Annotated in this window: 18 protein-coding genes and 5 tRNA genes; 10 read left to right on the plus strand and 13 right to left on the minus strand. The window is 36.3% G+C overall.

Features of this window, described 5'->3' with window-relative positions; genetic code table 11:
* Positions 1-151: 151 nt before the first annotated feature.
* Together ACXAEY_RS24955 and ACXAEY_RS24960 are read left to right on the plus strand one after the other, a co-directional pair.
* Complete coding sequence (locus tag ACXAEY_RS24955; RefSeq protein ID WP_474816221.1) at positions 152-454, plus strand: hypothetical protein; 303 nt, start codon at positions 152-154, stop codon at positions 452-454.
* The gene (locus tag ACXAEY_RS24960; protein ID WP_474816223.1) at positions 411-4,376 is read left to right on the plus strand and encodes an exonuclease domain-containing protein; all 3,966 of its coding nucleotides are present in this window, start codon (positions 411-413) and stop codon (positions 4,374-4,376) included. Before ACXAEY_RS24955 ends, ACXAEY_RS24960 begins: the two co-directional genes overlap by 44 nt.
* A gap of 397 nt (positions 4,377-4,773) precedes the next feature.
* Here the strand turns inward: ACXAEY_RS24960 and ACXAEY_RS24965 are convergent, their stop codons facing one another.
* From ACXAEY_RS24965 to ACXAEY_RS24980, 4 genes are all read right to left on the minus strand, one after another.
* On the minus strand, positions 4,774-5,448 hold the full coding sequence (locus tag ACXAEY_RS24965) for a potassium channel family protein (RefSeq protein ID WP_474816225.1): 675 nt from the start codon (positions 5,446-5,448) through the stop codon (positions 4,774-4,776).
* A gap of 16 nt (positions 5,449-5,464) precedes the next feature.
* A complete protein-coding gene (locus ACXAEY_RS24970; protein ID WP_474816227.1) occupies positions 5,465-6,778 on the minus strand; it encodes a TrkH family potassium uptake protein in 1,314 nt (437 codons plus the stop codon).
* A gap of 81 nt (positions 6,779-6,859) precedes the next feature.
* Positions 6,860-7,336, minus strand: coding sequence for a hypothetical protein (locus ACXAEY_RS24975; RefSeq protein WP_474816228.1), 477 nt, complete (start codon positions 7,334-7,336; stop codon positions 6,860-6,862).
* The gene (locus ACXAEY_RS24980) at positions 7,333-7,860 is read right to left on the minus strand and encodes a hypothetical protein (protein WP_474816230.1); all 528 of its coding nucleotides are present in this window, start codon (positions 7,858-7,860) and stop codon (positions 7,333-7,335) included. Before ACXAEY_RS24980 ends, ACXAEY_RS24975 begins: the two co-directional genes overlap by 4 nt.
* A gap of 150 nt (positions 7,861-8,010) precedes the next feature.
* On the opposite strand from ACXAEY_RS24980, the gene ACXAEY_RS24985 reads away from it, so the two are divergent.
* Entirely contained in the window at positions 8,011-8,235 is a 225-nt protein-coding gene (locus tag ACXAEY_RS24985; RefSeq protein ID WP_474816232.1) for an SH3 domain-containing protein, read from the plus strand.
* 45 nt (positions 8,236-8,280) lie between these two features.
* Here ACXAEY_RS24985 and ACXAEY_RS24990 read toward each other — a convergent pair whose 3' ends face one another.
* Complete coding sequence (locus ACXAEY_RS24990) at positions 8,281-8,829, minus strand: RusA family crossover junction endodeoxyribonuclease (RefSeq protein ID WP_474816234.1); 549 nt, start codon at positions 8,827-8,829, stop codon at positions 8,281-8,283.
* Between the two features lie 105 nt (positions 8,830-8,934).
* Between ACXAEY_RS24990 and ACXAEY_RS24995 the strand changes: the two genes are divergently transcribed.
* The 3 genes from ACXAEY_RS24995 (at position 8,935) to ACXAEY_RS25005 (ending at position 12,637) form a co-directional block, all read left to right on the plus strand.
* On the plus strand, positions 8,935-10,146 hold the full coding sequence (locus ACXAEY_RS24995) for a hypothetical protein (RefSeq protein WP_474816236.1): 1,212 nt from the start codon (positions 8,935-8,937) through the stop codon (positions 10,144-10,146).
* 20 nt (positions 10,147-10,166) lie between these two features.
* A complete protein-coding gene (locus tag ACXAEY_RS25000) occupies positions 10,167-11,204 on the plus strand; it encodes a UDP-N-acetylglucosamine--N-acetylmuramyl-(pentapeptide) pyrophosphoryl-undecaprenol N-acetylglucosamine transferase (protein WP_474816238.1) in 1,038 nt (345 codons plus the stop codon).
* Between the two features lie 593 nt (positions 11,205-11,797).
* A complete protein-coding gene (locus ACXAEY_RS25005; RefSeq protein WP_474816239.1) occupies positions 11,798-12,637 on the plus strand; it encodes a mechanosensitive ion channel family protein in 840 nt (279 codons plus the stop codon).
* A 162-nt stretch (positions 12,638-12,799) separates the two neighbouring features.
* Here ACXAEY_RS25005 and ACXAEY_RS25010 read toward each other — a convergent pair.
* The 6 genes from ACXAEY_RS25010 to ACXAEY_RS25035 form a co-directional block, all read right to left on the minus strand.
* Positions 12,800-12,876: transfer RNA gene (locus tag ACXAEY_RS25010), tRNA-Ile, on the minus strand.
* 36 nt (positions 12,877-12,912) lie between these two features.
* Positions 12,913-12,987: transfer RNA gene (locus ACXAEY_RS25015), tRNA-Lys, on the minus strand.
* Between the two features lie 7 nt (positions 12,988-12,994).
* Positions 12,995-13,085: transfer RNA gene (locus ACXAEY_RS25020), tRNA-Ser, on the minus strand.
* An 81-nt stretch (positions 13,086-13,166) separates the two neighbouring features.
* Positions 13,167-13,241: transfer RNA gene (locus ACXAEY_RS25025), tRNA-Asn, on the minus strand.
* 385 nt (positions 13,242-13,626) lie between these two features.
* Positions 13,627-13,703, minus strand: a tRNA-Arg gene (locus ACXAEY_RS25030).
* A 168-nt stretch (positions 13,704-13,871) separates the two neighbouring features.
* Entirely contained in the window at positions 13,872-14,549 is a 678-nt protein-coding gene (locus tag ACXAEY_RS25035; protein WP_474816241.1) for a replication-relaxation family protein, read from the minus strand.
* A gap of 126 nt (positions 14,550-14,675) precedes the next feature.
* On the opposite strand from ACXAEY_RS25035, the gene ACXAEY_RS25040 reads away from it, so the two are divergent.
* The 4 genes from ACXAEY_RS25040 to ACXAEY_RS25055 all read left to right on the plus strand — a co-directional run bounded on the left by ACXAEY_RS25040 (position 14,676) and on the right by ACXAEY_RS25055 (position 18,929).
* Complete coding sequence (locus ACXAEY_RS25040) at positions 14,676-15,935, plus strand: replication-associated recombination protein A (protein WP_474816243.1); 1,260 nt, start codon at positions 14,676-14,678, stop codon at positions 15,933-15,935.
* Positions 15,936-16,169: 234 nt separating this feature from the next.
* Positions 16,170-17,393 (plus strand): MurT ligase domain-containing protein, encoded by a 1,224-nt coding sequence (locus tag ACXAEY_RS25045; protein ID WP_474816245.1) that lies wholly within the window; start codon positions 16,170-16,172, stop codon positions 17,391-17,393.
* Entirely contained in the window at positions 17,390-18,100 is a 711-nt protein-coding gene (locus tag ACXAEY_RS25050; RefSeq protein WP_474816246.1) for a type 1 glutamine amidotransferase, read from the plus strand. Before ACXAEY_RS25045 ends, ACXAEY_RS25050 begins: the two co-directional genes overlap by 4 nt.
* A 145-nt stretch (positions 18,101-18,245) precedes the next feature.
* Positions 18,246-18,929: a hypothetical protein gene (locus tag ACXAEY_RS25055; RefSeq protein WP_474816248.1), complete on the plus strand. Its 684-nt coding sequence runs from the start codon at positions 18,246-18,248 to the stop codon at positions 18,927-18,929.
* Positions 18,930-18,998: 69 nt separating this feature from the next.
* Here the strand turns inward: ACXAEY_RS25055 and ACXAEY_RS25060 are convergent, their stop codons facing one another.
* Both ACXAEY_RS25060 and tagD read right to left on the minus strand, forming a co-directional pair.
* On the minus strand, positions 18,999-20,141 hold the full coding sequence (locus ACXAEY_RS25060; protein WP_474816250.1) for a CDP-glycerol glycerophosphotransferase family protein: 1,143 nt from the start codon (positions 20,139-20,141) through the stop codon (positions 18,999-19,001).
* Entirely contained in the window at positions 20,141-20,581 is a 441-nt protein-coding gene (gene tagD, locus ACXAEY_RS25065) for a glycerol-3-phosphate cytidylyltransferase (protein WP_474816252.1), read from the minus strand. Before tagD ends, ACXAEY_RS25060 begins: the two co-directional genes overlap by 1 nt.
* Between the last annotated feature and the right edge of the window lie 88 nt (positions 20,582-20,669).

The following is a 20,669-nucleotide window of genomic DNA, read 5'->3' on the forward strand; positions in this document are numbered from 1 at the left end:
ACTCCTTATTATATCTTTTATATATTTTAGAATAATTTCCAATTTTATTTTAGGTTTTGAGCTTACTATTTATAAATATTAGATATAAAAATATGATAAAATGAAAGGCAACTGTTTTTAGAGCGCAATATTAGTAAGGGGTAGGAGTTATATGAATTTATTAAATAAAATATTGTCCATTTTCTCTGCAAAGAGGAGACAAAAGAGGGCAAGCGAGCTAAGTGCGTTAGTAAAGAAGCATGGAAAGTCGATAAGTATTTTCACGCCGTTACATGAAGGACCAACTCCAGTTGGAACGGATTTAGGTGAGGGGTATTTCTTAGCGGTGATCACAGATATAAAAGAAGACACTCAGAATAATATTGAAGGGTTTAGCACGTATGGAGTGATGTTAAAAGAGGAGGTATGGAATGAAAGTAATAGTAGGGGTGAACTTCAAAGGAGAGCCCTCTAAAATAAATCAGCTAGTTGAGGATGATTTGGTCCTTGAAGATGTAGTTGTGGAAGGTGAGTTAGTGGAAGTAGCTGACCCCTTCCAAATGAAAAAGGGCGGGTATATCCATAAAGGCATTATCTTTGATGGCACGATGTCTATAGCATACAAGATATTCGCTGAAGAAATTATTAAATTGACAGAAGGCATGAGCGTTAAGGTTCATGCAAGTACAGATAAGCATGAAGTGTGGACCAAAGGCGACTTAGAGCTAACGATCAAAAATATGATGGAAGTCGAATTGGATAAAAGCCCTCCAAGAATCGATAAAGCAGATAAAAAAAGAGTAGAGCTTCAAACACATACCTTAATGAGCGAAAAGGCACCGATAAGTGCAGGAGAATACATAAAAAGAGCAAAAGAACTCGGACATAATACGATTGCAATAACTGATGTAAGTTCGGTACAAGCCTATCCAGAAGCTTACGCTGCAGCTCTTAAAGAAGAAATGAAAGTCATCTATGGGCTGACAGGTAGATTAGTGGACGAGAATGCAGATGTTGTATCCGATGCTGATGATCGAAATATCTATAATACCGATTATGTTGTATTTGACGTTGAGACTACCGGTTTCTCAGTAATACACGATCATTTAATCGAAATAGGGGCTTCAAAATTTACCCCTCACTTTATTTGTAAAACTTGTAACAAGTTCAAAGTATGCATGGATGGCTACATAGAAGGGGAAGTACATTGTCCTAATTGTGATACAGACAATGACTTAATTAAAGAGCACGTACTAACCGAAAACTTTAATTACATAATTAAATCGCCTAAAAGGATACCACCTCACATTATCGAGTTAACAGGGATAACGAATGAGATGATGGAAGAGGAAGGCGTTTCACTATCGAAAACTATGGTTGAGTTTCAAAAATTCATGGGAGATGCCGTACTTGTCGCCCACAATGCAATATTCGATAGAGACCACATTAACATGGCTTTTGAACGGGTAGGCATACCTGTACCAGAATATAGCTTGTTAGATACGCTCAATCTATCAAGGCTAATTAATAATGATATGAAAATACATAATTTAAAAAGATTGTCTGGAAAGTATAAGGTCAAACTAGATAGTCATCACAGAGCCTATGAAGATGCGGAAGCAACTGGTTATATCTTGTTAGGTATGTTAAAACAACTTGAGGAAATAGGGGTTAATACATTTAAAGAACTTAATGCAGAAATGCCTGAAGACTTCTTTAAATTCTTGTTTCCAAGTGATTTTAGCGTGTTAGCAAGAAATAAAGAAGGATTGAAGAACCTTTATAAATTAGTTTCATACTCCCATACGGATTACTTAGCAAAGTCTCCGGTCATGACCAAACAACTAGTTAATCAGAATAGAAAAGGTCTATTAATCGGAAGCGGTGGACATACGGGGAAGTTATTCCAAAATGCTTTGGAAAAACCGAGGCACATGGTACTGGAAGAGGCGAAATTCTATGATTATATAGAAATTCAACCTTCAGAAATAGCGAGTCATTTAGCTAAAGGGAAAAGCCCTAATACAGATTCAATCGATAACATAACTGAAGCATGGAAAACGGTTTATAGCGTAGCAAGGGAGCTAAATAAACCGATTGTAGCAACTGGTCATGTTAATTACTTTAATCCAGAAGATAGATTGGGTCATAACATACTTTATTACAATGAGGTCCCCATGAAACAAAGGGCTCATGAGAAGAGAAAAGGAAAAATAGATAGTCTGCAAGGGGATTGCTACTTCCGCACGACTCAAGAAATGATTGAAGCGTTTGATTGGTTATCAGATGAGGAAGCGTACGAAATTGTTGTAACAAATTCTAATCGATTAGCGGATCTTACTGAAGATATCTCTCCTTTACCAGACCAATTGTACCAGCCAAAAATTGAGGGCATAGATGACGAGTTTCGTAACATGGCAACGGATAAAGCAAAGTCCATATATGGTTCTCCAATACCACAAAATGTAGAACAACGATTGAACAAAGAACTCGACTCAATCATAGGAAATGGCTATTCGGTGATCTACATGATTTCACAGAAACTTGTTAAGAAATCGATTGAGGACGGGTATCTTGTTGGTTCTCGTGGTTCTGTAGGTTCTTCATTCGCCGCTACAATGACTGGAATAACAGAAGTAAACCCTTTGAAACCGCACTATGTTTGCCCAAGTTGCAAATGGAGTATATTTATTAATCACGAAGAGCTGGGTTCCGGTTATGATCTCCCAACTTCGTTTAGCGACCTATTGGATGAGAATACCTTTTCCTCTTCGGCAATAAATTACTTTATTTCTATTTTTGAAGATGTATACGGAGACAATACTCGTACAAAAATGTCGAATCATGATCCTTCAACATGCCCTAAGTGTCATACGGAAGGGTTAAAAATGGATGGGCAGGACATACCATTTGAAACGTTCCTCGGCTTTAATGGAGACAAGGTACCAGATATTGATTTGAATTTTTCAGGTGTTTATCAACCAGAAGCTCATCGGTACACTGGTGAATTGTTCGGGATGGATAAAGTGTTAAGAGCGGGGACGATAGGAACTGTAGCCGACAAAACCGCATTCGGATATGTAAAGAACTACGTAGAATTTAACGAGTTAAAATGGACTAATGCTGAGGTACAAAGATGGGCAGGGAAAATTGCTGGCGCGAAGAAGAACTCCGGGCAACACCCAGGAGGAATGCTAGTAATACCTGATTACATAGATGTGCTAGACATCACTCCGTATCAGTATCCTGCCAATGATGTCAGTGCAGAATTCCGAACTAGTCATTTCGATTTCCATGCAATCCACGATAACATCCTAAAACTTGATATCCTTGGTCACGAGGCTCCTACAGTATTGAGACTTTTGCATGACTTCACTGGGATCGATCCTAGAACCGTGCCAAGCGCTGATGAAAAAGTATTAAAACTTTTTTATGACATAGAAGGGTCTCTAGGGGTAACGGCTAAACAAATCATGTCTAAGACAGGGACATTGGGAATTCCTGAAATGGGGACCAAGTTTGTTCAGGACATGTTAGTGGAGACTAAACCCAAAAGCTTTCAAGAACTTGTTAAAATTTCAGGTCTCTCACATGGGACCGATGTATGGATAGGAAATGCTCAGGAGAATGTTGCCAGAGGTAATTGTGAGTTTAAAGAAGTTATTGGTTGTCGTGATGATATCATGGTGAACTTGCAACAAAAGGGACTTGAAGATTCTCTAGCCTTTACTATTATGGAATTTGTACGAAAAGGTAAAGGTTTAAAAGACGATTGGGAAGAAACCATGTTATCTCATGGTGTGCCTGAATGGTATATTGAATCATGCAAAAAAATTAAGTACATGTTCCCTAAAGCCCACGCATCCGCTTACGTTCTAGACGCTACTCGTATCGGTTGGTATAAGGTCTATAAACCTGTGGAATATTATGCAGCACTTTTCAGTTCTAGGTATTCACAAGAGGATATTTTAGAAATCATTAAGCCGGCTGACGAAGTTAGAACAAGACTGGATGAATTAAAGCAGGAAATATCGAATCTAAAATCAAGTGGAGAAGGCAATAGCGCAAACAAGAAAGCCAAGCTCCGCGCTGCTCTTAACTTAGCATTAGAAGCTAAAGAAAGAGGCATAAAGTTCGGAAACGTGAGGATGTACGAATCTCATGAGAAGAACTATATTATTGATATGGATACGAATGAATTAATACCGCCTTTTTCCTCAATTGTAGGCATAGGGGAGACTGCTGCAATTAAGCTAGCGAACGAAAGGAAGAACGGGGCGTTCAGAGGAGTTGCGGATTTGCAACAAAGAACGGGAGTAACAAAAACGAACTTACAAGTGCTTAAAGGTTTTGGGTGTTTGGACCAGATTGAGGAAAGACAATATAGGTTCTTCTAATAACCAATCCTTTAAGTTAGAAAATGACATGGGCTGACATAATATAGATATGTCAGCCCATTGTGTTGCAAAAACGAGGTACATGTTTATAGATGTACCTCGTTTTTTGTAATTCAGCAAAAAGTGTATAGTTTATCCTCGATATAAAAATTAGTCGTGTAAGTTTCTATATCGATCTCAACTATAGAAGCTAGGGGATGGACTTTTAAATTTTCTTTTACGTGTTTCTTTTCTAGTTTTATTAGCGGGTTGTTTAGTTGGTTAAGTAAATCTGTTTTTGTAGATTCTACTAAATAGCTACACATGTGAGCGTCGGAAAACAAAAATGAGATTTTATAAATAGACAATAATATCGCTCCCTTCATAGAAGAAATTATTTGATAAAAAAAGAAGCCCTCTAAAATGGCTTCTTTGATAAAGGCTTTTGTAGTTTTTTAAGATCCTTCTTGTCTCCAACAACAACAATGAAATCGCCCTTTTCAAGTACCTCATCCGCTCCTGGAGATATAATAGCGTCTTGTTCAGTCTTCCTACTAATCACTAAGACCGTAGCTTCATATTTCCTTCTAAATTGCAGCTCGGACAATGATTTTCCTACAAACTCATCTGGGACTTCCATTTCGATTCCGCTAAAATGTTGGTTGATTTCGATGAATTCCCTCATCCCTGGATATGCTTGTTGCCTTGCAAGCCTAAAACCAGATTCTTCTTCGGGATAAATGATTTGGTTCGCTCCACATCGCGAAATGATACCACCTTTAGTGTGGTTGTTCGCTTTTGCGATGATGTTTTTGCAACCTAATTCTGAAAGCTTTGTAACTGTTAGCGCACAAGCTTCAAAATTATCCCCAATGGACACAATGATTGAATCGAATTCAAGAACATTTAATTCCTCTAACAGATGGTCATCTGTTGAGTCACCTTCTACCACATAGGTACAAAAGTCATCAATCTCCTCTAGCGTTTTTGGTTCAAGATCGCACCCTACAACGGTATAGCCTAGTTGATGTAACTCTTTTAAAACACTTCTTCCAAACCGTCCTATTCCTATTACTAAAAACTTACGAGTCAAAAAACCGCCCCTTTCTTTAACCTACAATTACATGTTCCTTTATATATTTAGCTTTTGTTTTCTTGGGTTTAACGATTGAGTATATTAAAACGATAACTCCGATCCTACCTATAATCATAAGAACGCTAAGCCAAAATTTAGATAGTACAGATAATGTGCTTGTTATACCAGTAGATAACCCAGTCGTAGTTAGTGCTGACATAACTTCAAAAGAGATGTCTCTTAATGGCATATCTTCGACAAAGGATAGTGATAAAGTTGAAAAGAAAAACAAACAGAAATACACAAAAAAGATTAAAAACGCCTTCTGAACGTCTTGGTGATGGAGGGACTTTTTAAAGATCACCACTTCGTCCCTTCCTTTCACAACAGAAAGGGCATTGGCGACTAAAACACCAAATGTTGTTGTCTTTATTCCTCCTCCGCAGCTACTTGCAGAAGAACCAATAAACATTAAGAGCATCAAGAGGAAAAGTGAGCTTTGAGTAAGAGTCCCAACATCTAAAGTAGTCAATCCACCGTTACGGCTAGTAACCGATAGAAACAGCGCATTTGTTAACTTGTCCAGAAGGCTCATGCTATTAAAGCTATTGGAGGATTCGAACAGAAGAAATACGGAAAACCCCAACGCAAGTAAAGCTCCATGTACAGATAGGTTTACTTTGGTGAATAAACTCTTTTTAGCATTATTTGAAAAGAACAATTCAAGGATTGTAGGGAAGCCAATGATTCCAAAAAGAATTAACGAGGCTGTAGCTAGAACAAATACAGGATCGCTAGCAAAAGAAATAAGGCTATTTCCGAATAAGTCAAAACCTGAATTTGTAAATGAAGCAATTGCGTGAAATGTAGACTGAAATAAGGCTTCAGAAAGATCACCATGTCTAAAATATAAAATAGGTGTGAAGATTAGAATACCGATTAATTCTAGAGTGATTGCGAAAAGGAAGATAAAAATCATTAATTTATTGATAGATTTAAGACTTCTCTGGTTTTGGTCAAAAGACATGAGCGTCTGATTCGATAGAGAAACACCTCTTCGAAAAATAACTAAGAGGCTGCCTAGGACAGCCATTATACCGATTCCGCCAATTTGGAATTGGATCATTAATAACGATTGACCTAAAGTCGTTAATTTTTCGCTAACATTGACAGTGGATAGACCAGTAACAGACATACCACTTGTCGAAAGAAACCAAGCGTCAATTAAGGATAATTCCCCATTATGAGCTGAAGGTAGTAAGTATAGAAAAGTGAACATTGCTATAAAAAGTAAATATAGACTAGCGATTAATTTAAATGGGGAATTTTTAAAATGAATGTTTAACATGTATAATCCACCTCGAAAGGTATCCTAGCAAAGTTTCGCTATAAACAAAGCTTTTGGATAAATAATTTCGTCGAACAGTTGTTAATCTAGGAATTCATCAACTACGTTTGATAGCAGGATCTTAATCCTTTGGTCTGTTTCTTGTTGATTATGAAGAATGAAATGTATTAATTTTTTCATAGTAGCTTTATCAACGAAATACTTAGTAGCACTTATTGCATTCTCTAAGCGTAGGTGGAGAGGTTTATTCCTATGATAGTAAAAGTGCTCGAAGAAATTAGCGACCTTCCTAAACTCCTCTATGTTGCTTTCACTTATTTCCCAATCTAACAGCCATTCATCAAAGTAAGAAGCGGGGAAGGAGGCGTCAATTAGAGATCTATAATTCTTTTCAACAGGGATTAAGTCAGCCATATTTATTAGTTCTAATTTGTTTACTTTATCTAGCCATTCAACAGCGATCGGTTCAATAACGTACCAATTATTCTCATCTTCTTTAACAAGGTAAGCAGGGAAAAATACATCATTAAACATATTTGTATATTTTACTTTTCTCAAAAAGACACTTCCTTTAGCAGTTGATTGATTTTGTTATCAAGCATGATTCTCACGCGATGTTTCTTTGAATCTTCGCAATCAATGATATACTCAATGACTTTTGAAAGTATCCTCTTGGGCATTCTTGGTCCGTAAGTAGAAATAATAATTGATAACTTTCTTCGAGGAGTAAATATCCACTTTTGATATGTCATTAGGGATTGAACGATCTCATCTAAATACTTTATGTCTTCATCACATACTGGGAAAGAAGAATAGAAAGGGTCAACTATCTGAATTGAATTTGATACAGTACGCCAATTACAATAGTTTTTATTTATAACTTGGCATTGAATATCATTTAATGAATCCAACTTATCGTGCATTTTAAGTAACTCGTAAGTCTCTGGTCTAATAAGAAAGCAGTATGTTTGTTCCTCTGTAAGGTCTTTATAACTTTCCGTATGTGTTTCCTCTTTAATCAAATAGGCGAACAATTTGTTACCTGGGTGCGTTGGTGCAAATTCGTCATATTCTATATACATAGTTACATCCGCCTCCTTTAGTTTTTAACAGTCTATGAAAAATAGAAAACTAATAAAAGAGAAGAATGAAATTTTTTTGTAATTTATGACTGAATTACAATAAAATAAATTATAATAGTAAAAAAACAGTGCCGAGGGAGGCGAGTAGAGTTGCAATTATCTAATATTGAGGATCAATTAGTAAAAACAATAAAAGAAAAATACGAGCAATTCTCTCATATATCACTACAATTTTCTTGTTTCAATACAGAGAGTTTGGATTGTTATGCTTTTGAAGGTAGAAAACCGGTAAGATTAAAAATTACAAATGAAGAAGAGAGCATTATACTTAAGAAAAAAGAAAATGATAATTGGTCTACGCTGGGTTATTTATAGTAAAACGAAGAATTCATAATGCAAAGCGCCTATATAAGGCGCTTTTTATATAGGAAATTCTTTAACTTTTTCTTCATCATAATGAGGAAGTTCGAACAATGATGTTTCATCTACTACAGATATATAAACCTCGATTTTTTCTTCATCCTTACTGTGTACTGGTATCCACCTTTGAGTACCATTTGTTATGTATTTATCATTTTTAATAACCCCAGGAGAGATCTCCTCAAAGCGATATTTTGGCTTACCTTTATCGTTTAAAGTAGGCTCGCCATTTTCAATAACAGCGACTTTCTTTTTAAGAGGCTCAAAGCAATCTGCAAGTGCTTTAAAAAGGTTATCGAGGTCTCCTTTAGTCGTAGGAACTAATAAACCATCATTGTCTCTTTTGTATGTAGTGAAATGGTACATATCAAATTTCAAATGACCTCTTATAGGGCGCATTTCAATAGGGAAAGAATGAGCAAGTATTCTCCTCACATGATTTTCAAAGTTTTTAACATGCTTTGGTTTCACTAAGCGGTTATTCGAGATAATAAGCTGAGTTTTTACCTTTCCAGTGAATGGGAAAGTGAATTTAAAAATTTTGTCCAAAATTAATCTCCTTTCTGTTAAATATATGTTTTTATGATATTTAATTAATTATAAAAATACTATATGTTATAATTGAAAAGTGTTTTTTACAAAAGAGGTGATTTCGTGCGAGTTTATAAAAAAGCCTTAAAGGATGTCCTTGATATTTCTAAAAGGGTGCTTAAAAGTAAGGATAAAAAAGGCGAGTTGATTCTCCAGTGTATTGATGGAGAAAAAATAATAGCCGGCACTAAAAATGAAAATTCCTTAGTCGCATTAAGCGAAATAACTAATTTGGATGGCGAAACATTTTCATTTGTAGTAAACCCATATGATTTAGAGGCTTCGGTTGCAGGTAAGAAAGGTGATAAATCTACAGAGCGCCATTACGCAATTGAAGGTGAATTCATTATAGAAAAAGACCACAAGAAGAAATTGCAAATAAACCAATATAAACAAAGAATAAAGGTCCCTTATGGAGATTTTCAGGAATTCAAAGATAAGGAGACGTTCATAAAAGTATTAAAAGAGTCGGAATCTCTACTAAGCAAAACAGAAAAATACTGTAGTGCATTCTTAAAAATGGATTCAAAAAAGGCTATGGTCCTCGAACCTAAGAGTATGAATTACTTTAGATTAGATGAGGATTTCCCTTTTGATGAAGCTGTCCTACATATGGAAGATATAAAAGTTCTAAAACCGTCTCTTAAAGGGGAGTTAACTTTATCTGCCTATAAAGGTTATATGGTTTTGAAAAGCGATATCCTCCCTAAAGGAAAAGGGAAGGAAAAGGCAGGAGTTACACATCATTTTCAAGTGAAGATAGATCATGTCGTGCCATTTCCTGATCTAACGAAACTGCAGCAAACAAAGCCGATTGGACTATTTACAATAAATGCTGACGAAATGAATTCCTCACTAAAGGAAATTAAGGCGAAGAGTAAACGTGTCGAACTACATAAAGAGGAAAACGGGGAATTTATTGATTCATCAGGTTCCGTATTCGGTGAAGTTAAAACAAATATCTTAATCGATCCATTACATACTGAGTACAATGAGCAAAGAGTAGGGATATTGAGTTTAGAAGGAGAGTTTCCTGGAGCTAAATTTGACACAAGCGCATTTAAGAACCTATTTATGGGTTTTAGAGGCGATGTTGAAGTCCAATACAAAAAGTTCAGGAATGCTTCTCAAGAAGTCGGAGAGATGTGGAGAATATCAAATCCATATAAATCATCTACAGTAGCAGGGATTTCTCAACATGATTACGACAAAATCGATGTTGAAATAGAAGATAAGATGAAAAGGCGAATGGACTTTGAAAACAGGCATTTATAACACCTGGGAGGTAATTAGATATGAACATCGTTTTAACTGGCGGAGGGACGGCTGGGCATGTGTTCCCCGCAATAATCGTAGGTATGTATCTTAAGGAAAAGTATGATGCAGACCTTTCTTTTATAGGAAATAAAAATCACATAGAGGCAGATCTAGCACGCAAATATAAAATCCCTTTTTATCATGTACCTTCACAAGGGTTTGAAGGCAAGAATGCTATTGAGAAGTTTCTCGGCTTCGGTCATAAGAACATATCAGGTGTTAAAAAGGCAAGCTCTATATTAAAAGGGATCGCACCAGATTACATATTTGCAACAGGAGGGTTTGCAACCGCGCCCGTCTTAGCGGCTGCCAATCTACATCGTATTCCATATGCTATTCATGAGCAGAACTCGGTTATGGGAAAAGTGAACAAGTTGTTTTCAAAAGGCGCACAACAGGTTTTTCATTCTTTTCCTGTAATCGAGAAAAGGAAAGATGTTTATAGCGGAATTCCAGTAAGGTATACAGAAAAACTTCCTTACTCAGGAGAGGAGCTGTTATTCCTAGGCGGGAGCGGAGGTTCTCTTGCTTTAAACGAATTTGCAGTGAAATTCGCGCGTAATAATTCACACATCCCTTGTGTCCTAGTGTGCGGTAGGTCATATTACGAGAAGATGATAGAAGAAGAGAAACCTCAGAATTTAAAACTGATCGATTTCGAAGATGATATGTCATCATTATATAAACGTGCAAAGTTGGTAGTAGCTCGTTCAGGAGCAGGGACTATATTCGAACTGGGAAACTTATCAATCCCTTCTATATTTGTACCTCTGCCGACTTCAGCAGAAAATCATCAGCTTAAAAACGCGGATTTCTTTGCCCAAGAGAGAGCTGCAGTGTTGGTGGAACAAACAGATGATTTTGAAGAAAAGCTGAGCCACCACATCCTTGATTTATGGGGCGACGATTTTAAAAGAGAGAATATGAAGAAAAAGATGGATACTTTAGTTACAGACACTAGGGAAAGTCAAAAAAATATAGCCGAAGTGATCCTAAACAACCTTTCTAATAATTGATTTGAGATTTACAAAGATCAAGCCTAGAAAGGAAACGCTGTATATAACGGAATAAAAAAAGACCTTTGAGTAAAAAGGGACATCTTCTTTATCGTAATCCGCTATCCTTTCATTGTGGAGATATAGAGTGAGGGAGGGGTCTCTTTTTATTTCATGTTTTTTCAATACCGCTCTCAACGACTCTAATGGTGATAGTTTAGACTCATAAGGAGAGAAGGGTTTGTTACACTCGCCTAGCTCTTTTCGAGCTCTGTGCTTACAAAAATGACATAGGGAGTCTCCATTAATAACTTCACCTTTATGCATGAGGTCCCCTCGACCAAAATACCTTTTGTCAGTTCCACAAGTCCTCTTTAATTTATATACACCGTATTCTTCTGTTACTAGTAAATACGATATTTCGTCTTTAATCATTGTAAAAGCTTTTTTGTTTAATATGATGCTTTCGTTTTCTTGTATATCATATTTTGGTTTCAACGATAATAGCTCCTTCCTAATCTTTCCTACACATATATACATATATAGTTTCAAAAAACCTGTTATAAAGGTTTTCTACAAGATTAGGGGAACTGAAAATGAAAGGGAGGTTGTATATGGAATTTCTTGATGGTTTAACAGATATATATTTAATCAAACTAAGTATCCTTGCAATTGTTCTTTCTGCAGCATTTGCATTTATTAATAAATTGGTAGATGTATTCTTCAAAAGAGTGAATATCATAAGCGAGGAGAAAGAGAAGACGATACAAAGTATCATTCGCTCCTTATTAAATTATGCATTGATTGTTATTCTGATCATTTATGCAATAAGTCCATTTGTTGACGTATCTGGGATTCTAGCCGGAGCAGGAGTAATTGGACTGGTTTTAGGATTTGCAATACAAAATGTGGTCAAGGATATATTAATTGGTGGATTCCGTATATACGAGAAGCAATTTCAAGCAGGAGATTTTGTGAAATTGAATGGGAAGTACACTGGAACAATAGATGATGTAGGAATAAGGTATATCCAAATTAGAGACTGGGAACAGCGCGTCATTACAATTGCGCATGGGGATGTAAAAGAAATACATAACTATAATAAAAGTAAAATGAGGATAGTAGAAAAAGTGGTGGTGAGTCACAGGGAAGATCCAGAAAAGATTATGGTTATTTTAAATTCAGTCTGTGAGAAACTAAATAATGATGACTCCGATCTTTTGATTCATTCAAACGAAGTTCCTATTGAGGCATTTGACCTATATGGATTGACTTCGTTGAATTCCAATCACCATGGATATGAATACACTATAGTAGGGATGGTTAAGGACAAAGAGTATTGGAATGCATCCAAAAAAGTTAGATTAGAGATTGCCAAAGCTATGTACAAAAATGGTGTGATTATAGGCGAAACTAATGTTTATCATCGAACCAGACTTACAACGAAAGTGTGACAAGTCGATTGAACAGGACAAATTATAGTTCTGTAGGGAATACAAAAAAGCCTAGTTCATTAAGAACCAGGCTTTTTCCTTATATAGTTCGTTTCCCTCCCAGAATAGAATCGTCACAATTCATCAACAGAAAGCGGAAGAAAGAAACGCTTATTAACAGATTGGTGGACCTTGTAGGACTCGAACCTACGACCGGACGGTTATGAGCCGTCTGCTCTGACCAACTGAGCTAAAGGTCCAAAATGACTGAGTAAAAAGATGCTTTTTCAGAAGATTGGTGGACCTTGTAGGATTTGAACCTACGACCTGACGGTAAAGCCATCTGCTCTAACCAACTGAGCTAAAAGTCCAAATAAATGGCGGAGAAGGAGGGATTCGAACCCTCGCACCGCTTACGCGATCTACACCCTTAGCAGGGGCGCCCCTTCAGCCACTTGGGTACTTCTCCATAGAGCCCGCCACAGACTCTTGAACCAAGATAAAAGACAACAAACGAATTAATAGAAAATAGGAGGGAATTCAGCATAAATGGCTCCACAGGTAGGATTCGAACCTACGACCGATCGGTTAACAGCCGATTGCTCTACCTCTGAGCTACTGTGGAAAGATAGTGGTAACGTCCAGTTACCATGAAAGATTCGCTCAGGCGCGCCACGAAGTTTGACCTTAAGAACTTCGAAGGTGAAGGGCATTAGCCCGTCTAGCGTAAAGAAAAATATATAAAACTCCTACACACCAAAACCTTGGTTACACCAAATTTGGTCCTTTGCGGATGCCAATCCGCTCCCTAAAACTGTCAAGGTGGCAACCTTTAATCAAACCTTATCGGTTGCAACTACTAAGTATGTGTTTATTAGTGAGTTCAAGAAACTCGACTATAAATACTATTACTTAGCGATAAGGCTGACAGTCTCACCCTCAGAGTTGCTTTAGCTATTGCAATAGTAGCTAGTAGCGATACTGTGTATATGTATATCGTTTCTAGTAGTTGGCGTCCCGAGTAGGATTCGAACCTACGACCCACAGCTTAGAAGGCTGTTGCTCTATCCTGCTGAGCTATCGGGACTTAATAAGGGAGACCACATATCTAATTACAGTTATGTGATCTAATTACTGCAAGTTGAAAAGAGTGAAAAGAAAATCAAGTTGTTAACTTGTTATTTGTAGTATATCTTTATTACATATGAAATGTAAATACCTTTTATTAATTTTTTATATATTTTTTTATAAATAACTATAAAAACCGATTTTCATTTATAAAATCATTTATATTCGAATAAATATTGATATTTAATTTAGTCGTTTTTCGTATCATTTCTTTATTTTGAGAAGATAAAACAACAATAGTAGGAGAATCAAAGTCGATGGATTGTAGCCGTAAGAAAGATATGAATTCTTTGGAAGTTAAAAAACCTTCGTGAACTTCCCATTTTCGTCTCCACCCATTTGAAGATAGGTAGCTTCTCTGATATTCCAAAAAATAAGGGTGCCCATTTAATACAAAGAAAGCATCAGGACAGTATTTTAGTTTCTTTTGCAAAGTAGGAGAGAAAAAGACTTCTCTTAATTCACACCGGAATCTAGACACATTTTCGAGATTGTTTAATGCAAAATATACATCCCCAATCCCTAAGAGGTGTTGGATGTTGCGGTCGGTAAGTGGGACAGGTCTTCGTTTTATACCAAATAAGTCTCGCCCTTTTTTAGTTAAGCGCCAAATTTTAGATTCTCCTATTGCTCTTTCTTTACCTTCGATCAAGCAATCTTCTTTAGCCAACCGGACAAGGTATTCAGAAGTTCGTTTTTGCGGTGAGTTGCAGTCCTCAAAAAAAACAGAAGCTTGTTTTGTGGAGATGACTGGCATGATGGTCATAGCTTCAAGAATGAGCTTTTTCCTTTCTGTCGATCTCATGTTGTGACCTCCTCATTTATTATCCTATGTACGTTCATAAAAGATATTGATAAAAACTTAGCAATAAGGAGAAGTCCAGTTTGGACAAAAATAAAGATACGTGTGATTAAGGAAGGGGAGTTTAAATTGGATTCACCATTAGCTTATAGAATGAGACCTGTAAATGTTAATGAAGTATCCGGTCAACAGCATTTGTTAGGTGAAGGTAAATTACTTAGGAGGATGATTGATACAGGGAGTTTGCGTTCAATGATTTTATACGGTCCTCCAGGAACGGGTAAAACGACTATAGCAGAAGTGATCTCTACTCTATCAAATAAAAAATTCATAAAATTAAACGCTACTTCAGCTTCAGTAAAGGACATACGAAAAGTCGTTGAAGAATCAAAAGAAGATAATGGCGTCATCTTACTTTTAGATGAAATCCATGCTTTTAAGAAAAATCAGCAAGATGCGTTATTAAGCGATACAGAATCAAATAATCTAACACTTATTGGCTCCACTACAGAAAATCCATATATAGAAGTTAATCCAGCAATAAGGTCGAGATGCCAAATTTTTCAGTTAAAATCAAATGATGTTAATGATATAAAAGTCGTTTTAGAAAGAGCTCTAAAAGATAAGAGTAGGGGAATGGGAGATTATAATGTCACTATAGAAGACGAATCGCTAGAAATGATTGCAATTGGAACCAATGGAGATATTCGTGCAGCACTAAATGCACTAGAGTTATCAATAATGACAACCAAAGAAATAGATGGAACGAGAGTCATAACAAACGAGGTTATTAAGGAATGCATTCAAGAAAAGGGCTTTAGTCATGACAAAAATGGAAATGAAAAGTTCAACATTCTCTCATCTTTCCAAAAATCAATTAGGGGGTCTGACGTAAACGCCGCATTGTTTTATTTAGCTGCATTACTCAAAGCGGGAGAGTTAAAAGTAGCATGTCGTAGATTACTTGTTACAGCCTATGAAGATGTAGGTTTAGCATCTCCTGAAGTATGCTCGAATACCCTTGCTGCTGTTCAATCAGCTGAGAGGTTAGGGTTGCCTGAGGCAAGGATTCCATTATCCGTAGCAGTAATTGAGATCTGCCTGAGCGCAAAATCAAATTCTGCATACAAAGCACTTGATTGTGCAGCTGCGGATGTGAGTAAAGGAGGGTTCGATGTACCGGACCACTTAAAAGATGCTCATTATAAAGGTGCTAAAGACTTAGGTAGCGGTATTGGATATAAATACCCTCATGATGATATTAGAGGGTGGGTAAAACAACAATATCTGCCGGACAATGTTTTAGGCACTGAGTATTATTCTCCTATTGAGAGAGGAAAAGAGCGCGAGTTTGCAGCAAAATACAGAAAAATAAACAGCAGTAAATGATAAAGCATAAATCTAAGAAGAGTTGCCCAGGGCAACTCTTTTTTTATTGGAGTATATAAGGTTTTTTATTATTTCTCAAAAAGAGAGGAGGAGATAAAACGAATAAAGGGTGGATTGTAATTGAGAAGTAACCTTTCTATATTGAGCGGGAAGCTAGCTAAAAATGCCAGCCAAATAATCGGTAAAAATGGAACTAATATACCTGGAGTGGTAGCAAGGAAGATAGATAGAAACTTGTTGAAGAAATTATCTCATCAAGTTGATAAGACAATTTTGATCACTGGTACAAATGGAAAGACCACGACCGCTAACTTACTAGCGAACATATTACAAAATACCGGTAAGAAAGTTCTGCATAATACAGAAGGAGCTAATCTTATAACCGGTATAACAGCAACATACTTAAATGAAGCAAGTTTAATGGGCAAATTAAAGTACGACTATGCTGTCATAGAAGTTGATGAATTGACACTACCTAGAATCGTTAAAGAAATTAATCCCGACATGGTAGTTGTGACTAACTTCTTCAGGGATCAATTAGACCGTATGGGTGAGATTGATATATTAATAAATAAAATGATGGAAGCGCTGAAGGGTACTGATACAAAACTTATCTTAAATGGGGATGATCCATTTGTATTTCGATTAAGTGCGTTAAAGAAAGATAACATCTTTTTTGGACTACACAAGGACGCCTTCGAATTTGTGCAGCATGAAATGAGTGAATCTAAGTTTTGTCCGCGACCGAAATGTATTAAGAAAAAACGCGAACTGAAATATAGTCATGTTCATTATAGTCAGCTAGGGTATTACCGTTGTAAATGCGGTTTTAAAAGACCAAAGATGAAATACGAAGTTACGAAGATAAATAATGAAGAAGTATTAAGTTTCAATTTAAATAAAACTAAGTACAAGATGGGGATTTCGGGAGTATTTAACGTTTATAACGCATTACCTTCTGTAGTCATTGCAAAAGAACTAGGTATGACTGATGAACAGATTAATAATGGTTTGTTAGGGTATCAAGCAGAAAATGGTAGGATGCAGAAATTTATAATCAAGGACAAGCCAAGTTATTTAAATCTTGTTAAAAACCCCGCTGGCGTAAATACAACAATATCTGAAGTGTTATATAAAGAGGATGTTGAACAATTAGTTTTCTTTCTTAACGATTTAGAATATGACGGGTTAGATGTGTCTTGGATATGGGATGCAGACTACGAAAGGGTAGTGAACGATAAAATTAAAAAAATCGTCTGTTCTGGGACGAGAGCCTACGATATGGCAGTTCGATTGAAATATGCAGGAGTAAAAGAAGAAAACATCCAGGTGTTCGAAGACAAGCAAGAAGCTATTAATTATGCAGTTAGCAACGAAAAGGAGACGTATTACATCCCAAACTATACAGCCCTTGATCCGGTTAGGAAATATCTAGAGAAACGGAGCGAAGAGTCTTGAAACTAAAATTAATTCATCCCTACCATGATAAATTGAATCTTTACGGAGACAAAGGGAATGTAATAGCCCTAAAAAAAAGAGCGGAGTGGAGGGGAATTGAAGTCGAAGTGCAAGAAACTTCCTATGCTAAAGGAATCGACTTATCCCAAGCAGATATAATATTTATAGGTGGGGGAAGCGATAGAGAACAAGCTCTTGCTACAAACGATCTATTCTCCATTAAAGACGAGTTTAAATCCGCAATAGATGATGGAGTTTGCGCGCTAACAATATGCGGTGGATATCAATTTCTAGGGGATTACTATCAATTACCAGACGGGACGAAATTGAGCGGATTAGGTATTCTTGATTTTTACACTGTTTCAAGTAGCGATAGGCTTAAAGGGAACATCCTCCTTGATACTGAAGAAGTAGGAAGTATCGTAGGTTTTGAGAATCATGGGGGCAGGACTTATCACGATTACGAGCCACTAGGAAACGTTATTAGTGGTCATGGTAATAATGGAAAAGACGGAAAAGAAGGTTTGCGATATAAAAACCTTGTTGGAACGTATTTGCACGGTCCTATTCTTCCTAAAAACCCTGATTTAACTGATCACATCTTATCTAAAGCATTAGAGAGAAGGTACGGTTATAAAGGGCTTAAAAAACTCGATAATGAGTTGGAGAATAAGGCTCAGGGATCAATAGTTAGAAAGATTAAATGATGAAAAGACTCTAAATCATAGAGAAAACACGGTCCTACCTTAATCGTCTGTACGATTCGGGTGGAACCGTGTTTTTTCTCGGTTAAAGTCGAATGACTGAAGTGCCGATATTAGTACAAATAATAGATGGATGGGGGGGTTAAGTTTGGGTGTTAGGGAAACAAAACTTGCGTTAGACAAATTAAAGATGGGGACACAGTGGTTAAATGAAGCGATCGAACTAGTTAAAGAGGGGACGCTGGATTCTTTATTGGAATATTATCAAACAGGTTATATAGACAACAGCATTCATGTTCCGAGTGTAGTATTAATTGATAATACAGTAAATGAGATGGTTGCTGAAAAGATAACTGAAAAGATAAGAGAATATGGTTTTTACATAGAAGTAATCCATACTGAAGGTAAAGATGAATTCTATTTTTATTATCAGAATGAAAAGAACAAGTGCAAAGTAGGTTACATCGATCCGTTCCACAAAAACATTTCGTTTTATTTTGATTTCGATGAAATAGAACGAGAGCGACAATATAAGGTAGACCTTTTGGAAGCCAGAAGGAACGAAGTTTTAGAACGATATAGAGATATAAAACAATATTTGAGTAAGAATGATAATGCAATAAAAAAGCTGACCAATAAAAAAATGATTGAAGAAATGATTAAAGCCAGAAATAATCTTCCTGAAGAAATAGAAGATATAGAAAAGGAAGTTAGAACCTTATTAGCTGAAGGAAAACTGATGAGTGAAATAAGAGAGGAAGTGCCAAATCTCAAAAAAGTCTTCTACAGGATGGGTTTTGACTTTTTGGAGAAGGAAGAAAATCGCACTTGAGAGGCACGTATATATAATAATTTATAACTAAAAAGTAGAGGGTTCCGATGGGAGCCTCTACTTTTTTCATCATTCATATAAAAACTTAACTAACTCCGCTGAAGAATAACCTTTGGAATATAAATTCCATTCATTAGAGAAGTTGCTTATCTCGTCATGAGGGTATTCATCCTGTCGGATTAGCTTAATAATATTCCCTGTATCGAATGCCACAGGACCTGCAGTTAGTGTTTTGTAATCATACCATAGACCCTTATTTTCCTTGTATTCCTCCAAGTCGTAAGGAAAATAGATGATAGGTCTATTAAAAAGAGAAAACTCCATTGGAATAGAAGAATAATCTGTGATCAAAATGTCGGTTACAGCTAGAAGTTGATTGATTGCAAGACTAGAAACGTTATAAGCGAAACCTGGGATTTGAAAATTGAGGTTATTATTAATAGAAGGGTGCAACCTTAACAATAAAATATATTCATCAGTCAGTTCCTCTTCCATTTTTTTAATATCTATTCTCAATTTGTTTGGACAAGGGTCGCCATCTCTAAAAGTGGGTGCATATAGTAACACTCTTTTCTTTTGAATGTCTGGTACAACGGAAGCGATCCTTCTTTGAGAATCCGCTAATGCAACATCGTTATAAAAAAAGTCTGTTCTAGGAATACCAGTTCTTAACAGCTTAGCTTCGTCTATTCCGAAACTCTTTTTAAAGATAGTGCCCATTCTTTCAGATCCAATTACCACATGGTCAAACCTGTTATAAACTCTTTTAAAACGCTTTACAGCTTTTTTAGTTCTGTTCTTATTACCATTATCTTGCAACCCAAATTTTTTCACCGCTCCAGCTGCATGCCACAACTGAACACATTTCACATTCTGTGAGAAGTTAGTTACAGCTAAAAATCCAAAATAATTATCAGCAAAAACAATCTTAGAAGTTGCAAGATGATAAATAGAAATAGCCCAACTTATAGGCTTTTTTGGCGTAAAAACAATTATTGACCGTCTAGGATACTCTTCAAATCCATTTTTTTGACTCGTATTTAAAATAACGACTTTATGTGAAGTCCTTAATTCGACCTCATTAGCGACATATTCAACATTGTCTTTGAAAGAAGCTACCAAGACAGTTTTCTTTTGAACTGGAAAGAGCTTGAAAAGGAGAAAAATCGCCTTGAAAATATGAAGATAAAGAGTAATTAGTATTTCCCTCATCAATTAACTTGTTCGTTAACATTAGAGTTTGCTTGGTTCTTACCCCTTGGAGCATCATGACTCAGTTCAGTTTTAATTTGAGTTGTAGAAATACCTTCCGTTCTTGAGAGGTAGATTACTTCGCAATGCTCTTTTAGGAAATCAAATGAGCCAGCCCAATCATCACCAATAACAAATGCGTCTATAAGATGCTCTTTAACGTCACTAACTTTCTGTTCCCAAGAACGTTCTGGGATAACTTCATCAACATATTTAATAGCGTCCAAGATATGTTTTCTCTCTTCGTAAGTATAAAATGAGGTTTTCCCTTTGAGTTGATTAAATTCATCATTAGATATAGCGACGATTAAGTAGTCTCCAAGGTCTTTTGCGCGTTTTAATAAATTAATGTGACCAGGATGAAGCAAGTCAAAGGTACCGTAGGTTATAACCTTTTTCACAGGGCATTGCCTCCATTCAGATAATATTTATCCTTTCATGTATGTGGATTATTAATATCCCTGCTTTCTTTCAAAAAGAAAAACCACT

It is taken from the genome of Anaerobacillus sp. ABA4_114 (assembly GCF_056159065.1).

Coding starts and splice junctions, on each gene's coding strand:
- ACXAEY_RS25035 (WP_474816241.1), bottom strand. CDS start 14,549: ATGAGATCGACAGAAAGGAAAAAGCTCATTCTTGAAGCTATGACCATC.
- ACXAEY_RS24960 (WP_474816223.1), top strand. CDS start 411: ATGAAAGTAATAGTAGGGGTGAACTTCAAAGGAGAGCCCTCTAAAATA.
- ACXAEY_RS25060 (WP_474816250.1), bottom strand. CDS start 20,141: ATGAGGGAAATACTAATTACTCTTTATCTTCATATTTTCAAGGCGATT.
- ACXAEY_RS24970 (WP_474816227.1), bottom strand. CDS start 6,778: ATGTTAAACATTCATTTTAAAAATTCCCCATTTAAATTAATCGCTAGT.
- ACXAEY_RS25005 (WP_474816239.1), top strand. CDS start 11,798: ATGGAATTTCTTGATGGTTTAACAGATATATATTTAATCAAACTAAGT.
- ACXAEY_RS24980 (WP_474816230.1), bottom strand. CDS start 7,860: ATGTATATAGAATATGACGAATTTGCACCAACGCACCCAGGTAACAAA.
- ACXAEY_RS24955 (WP_474816221.1), top strand. CDS start 152: ATGAATTTATTAAATAAAATATTGTCCATTTTCTCTGCAAAGAGGAGA.
- ACXAEY_RS25000 (WP_474816238.1), top strand. CDS start 10,167: ATGAACATCGTTTTAACTGGCGGAGGGACGGCTGGGCATGTGTTCCCC.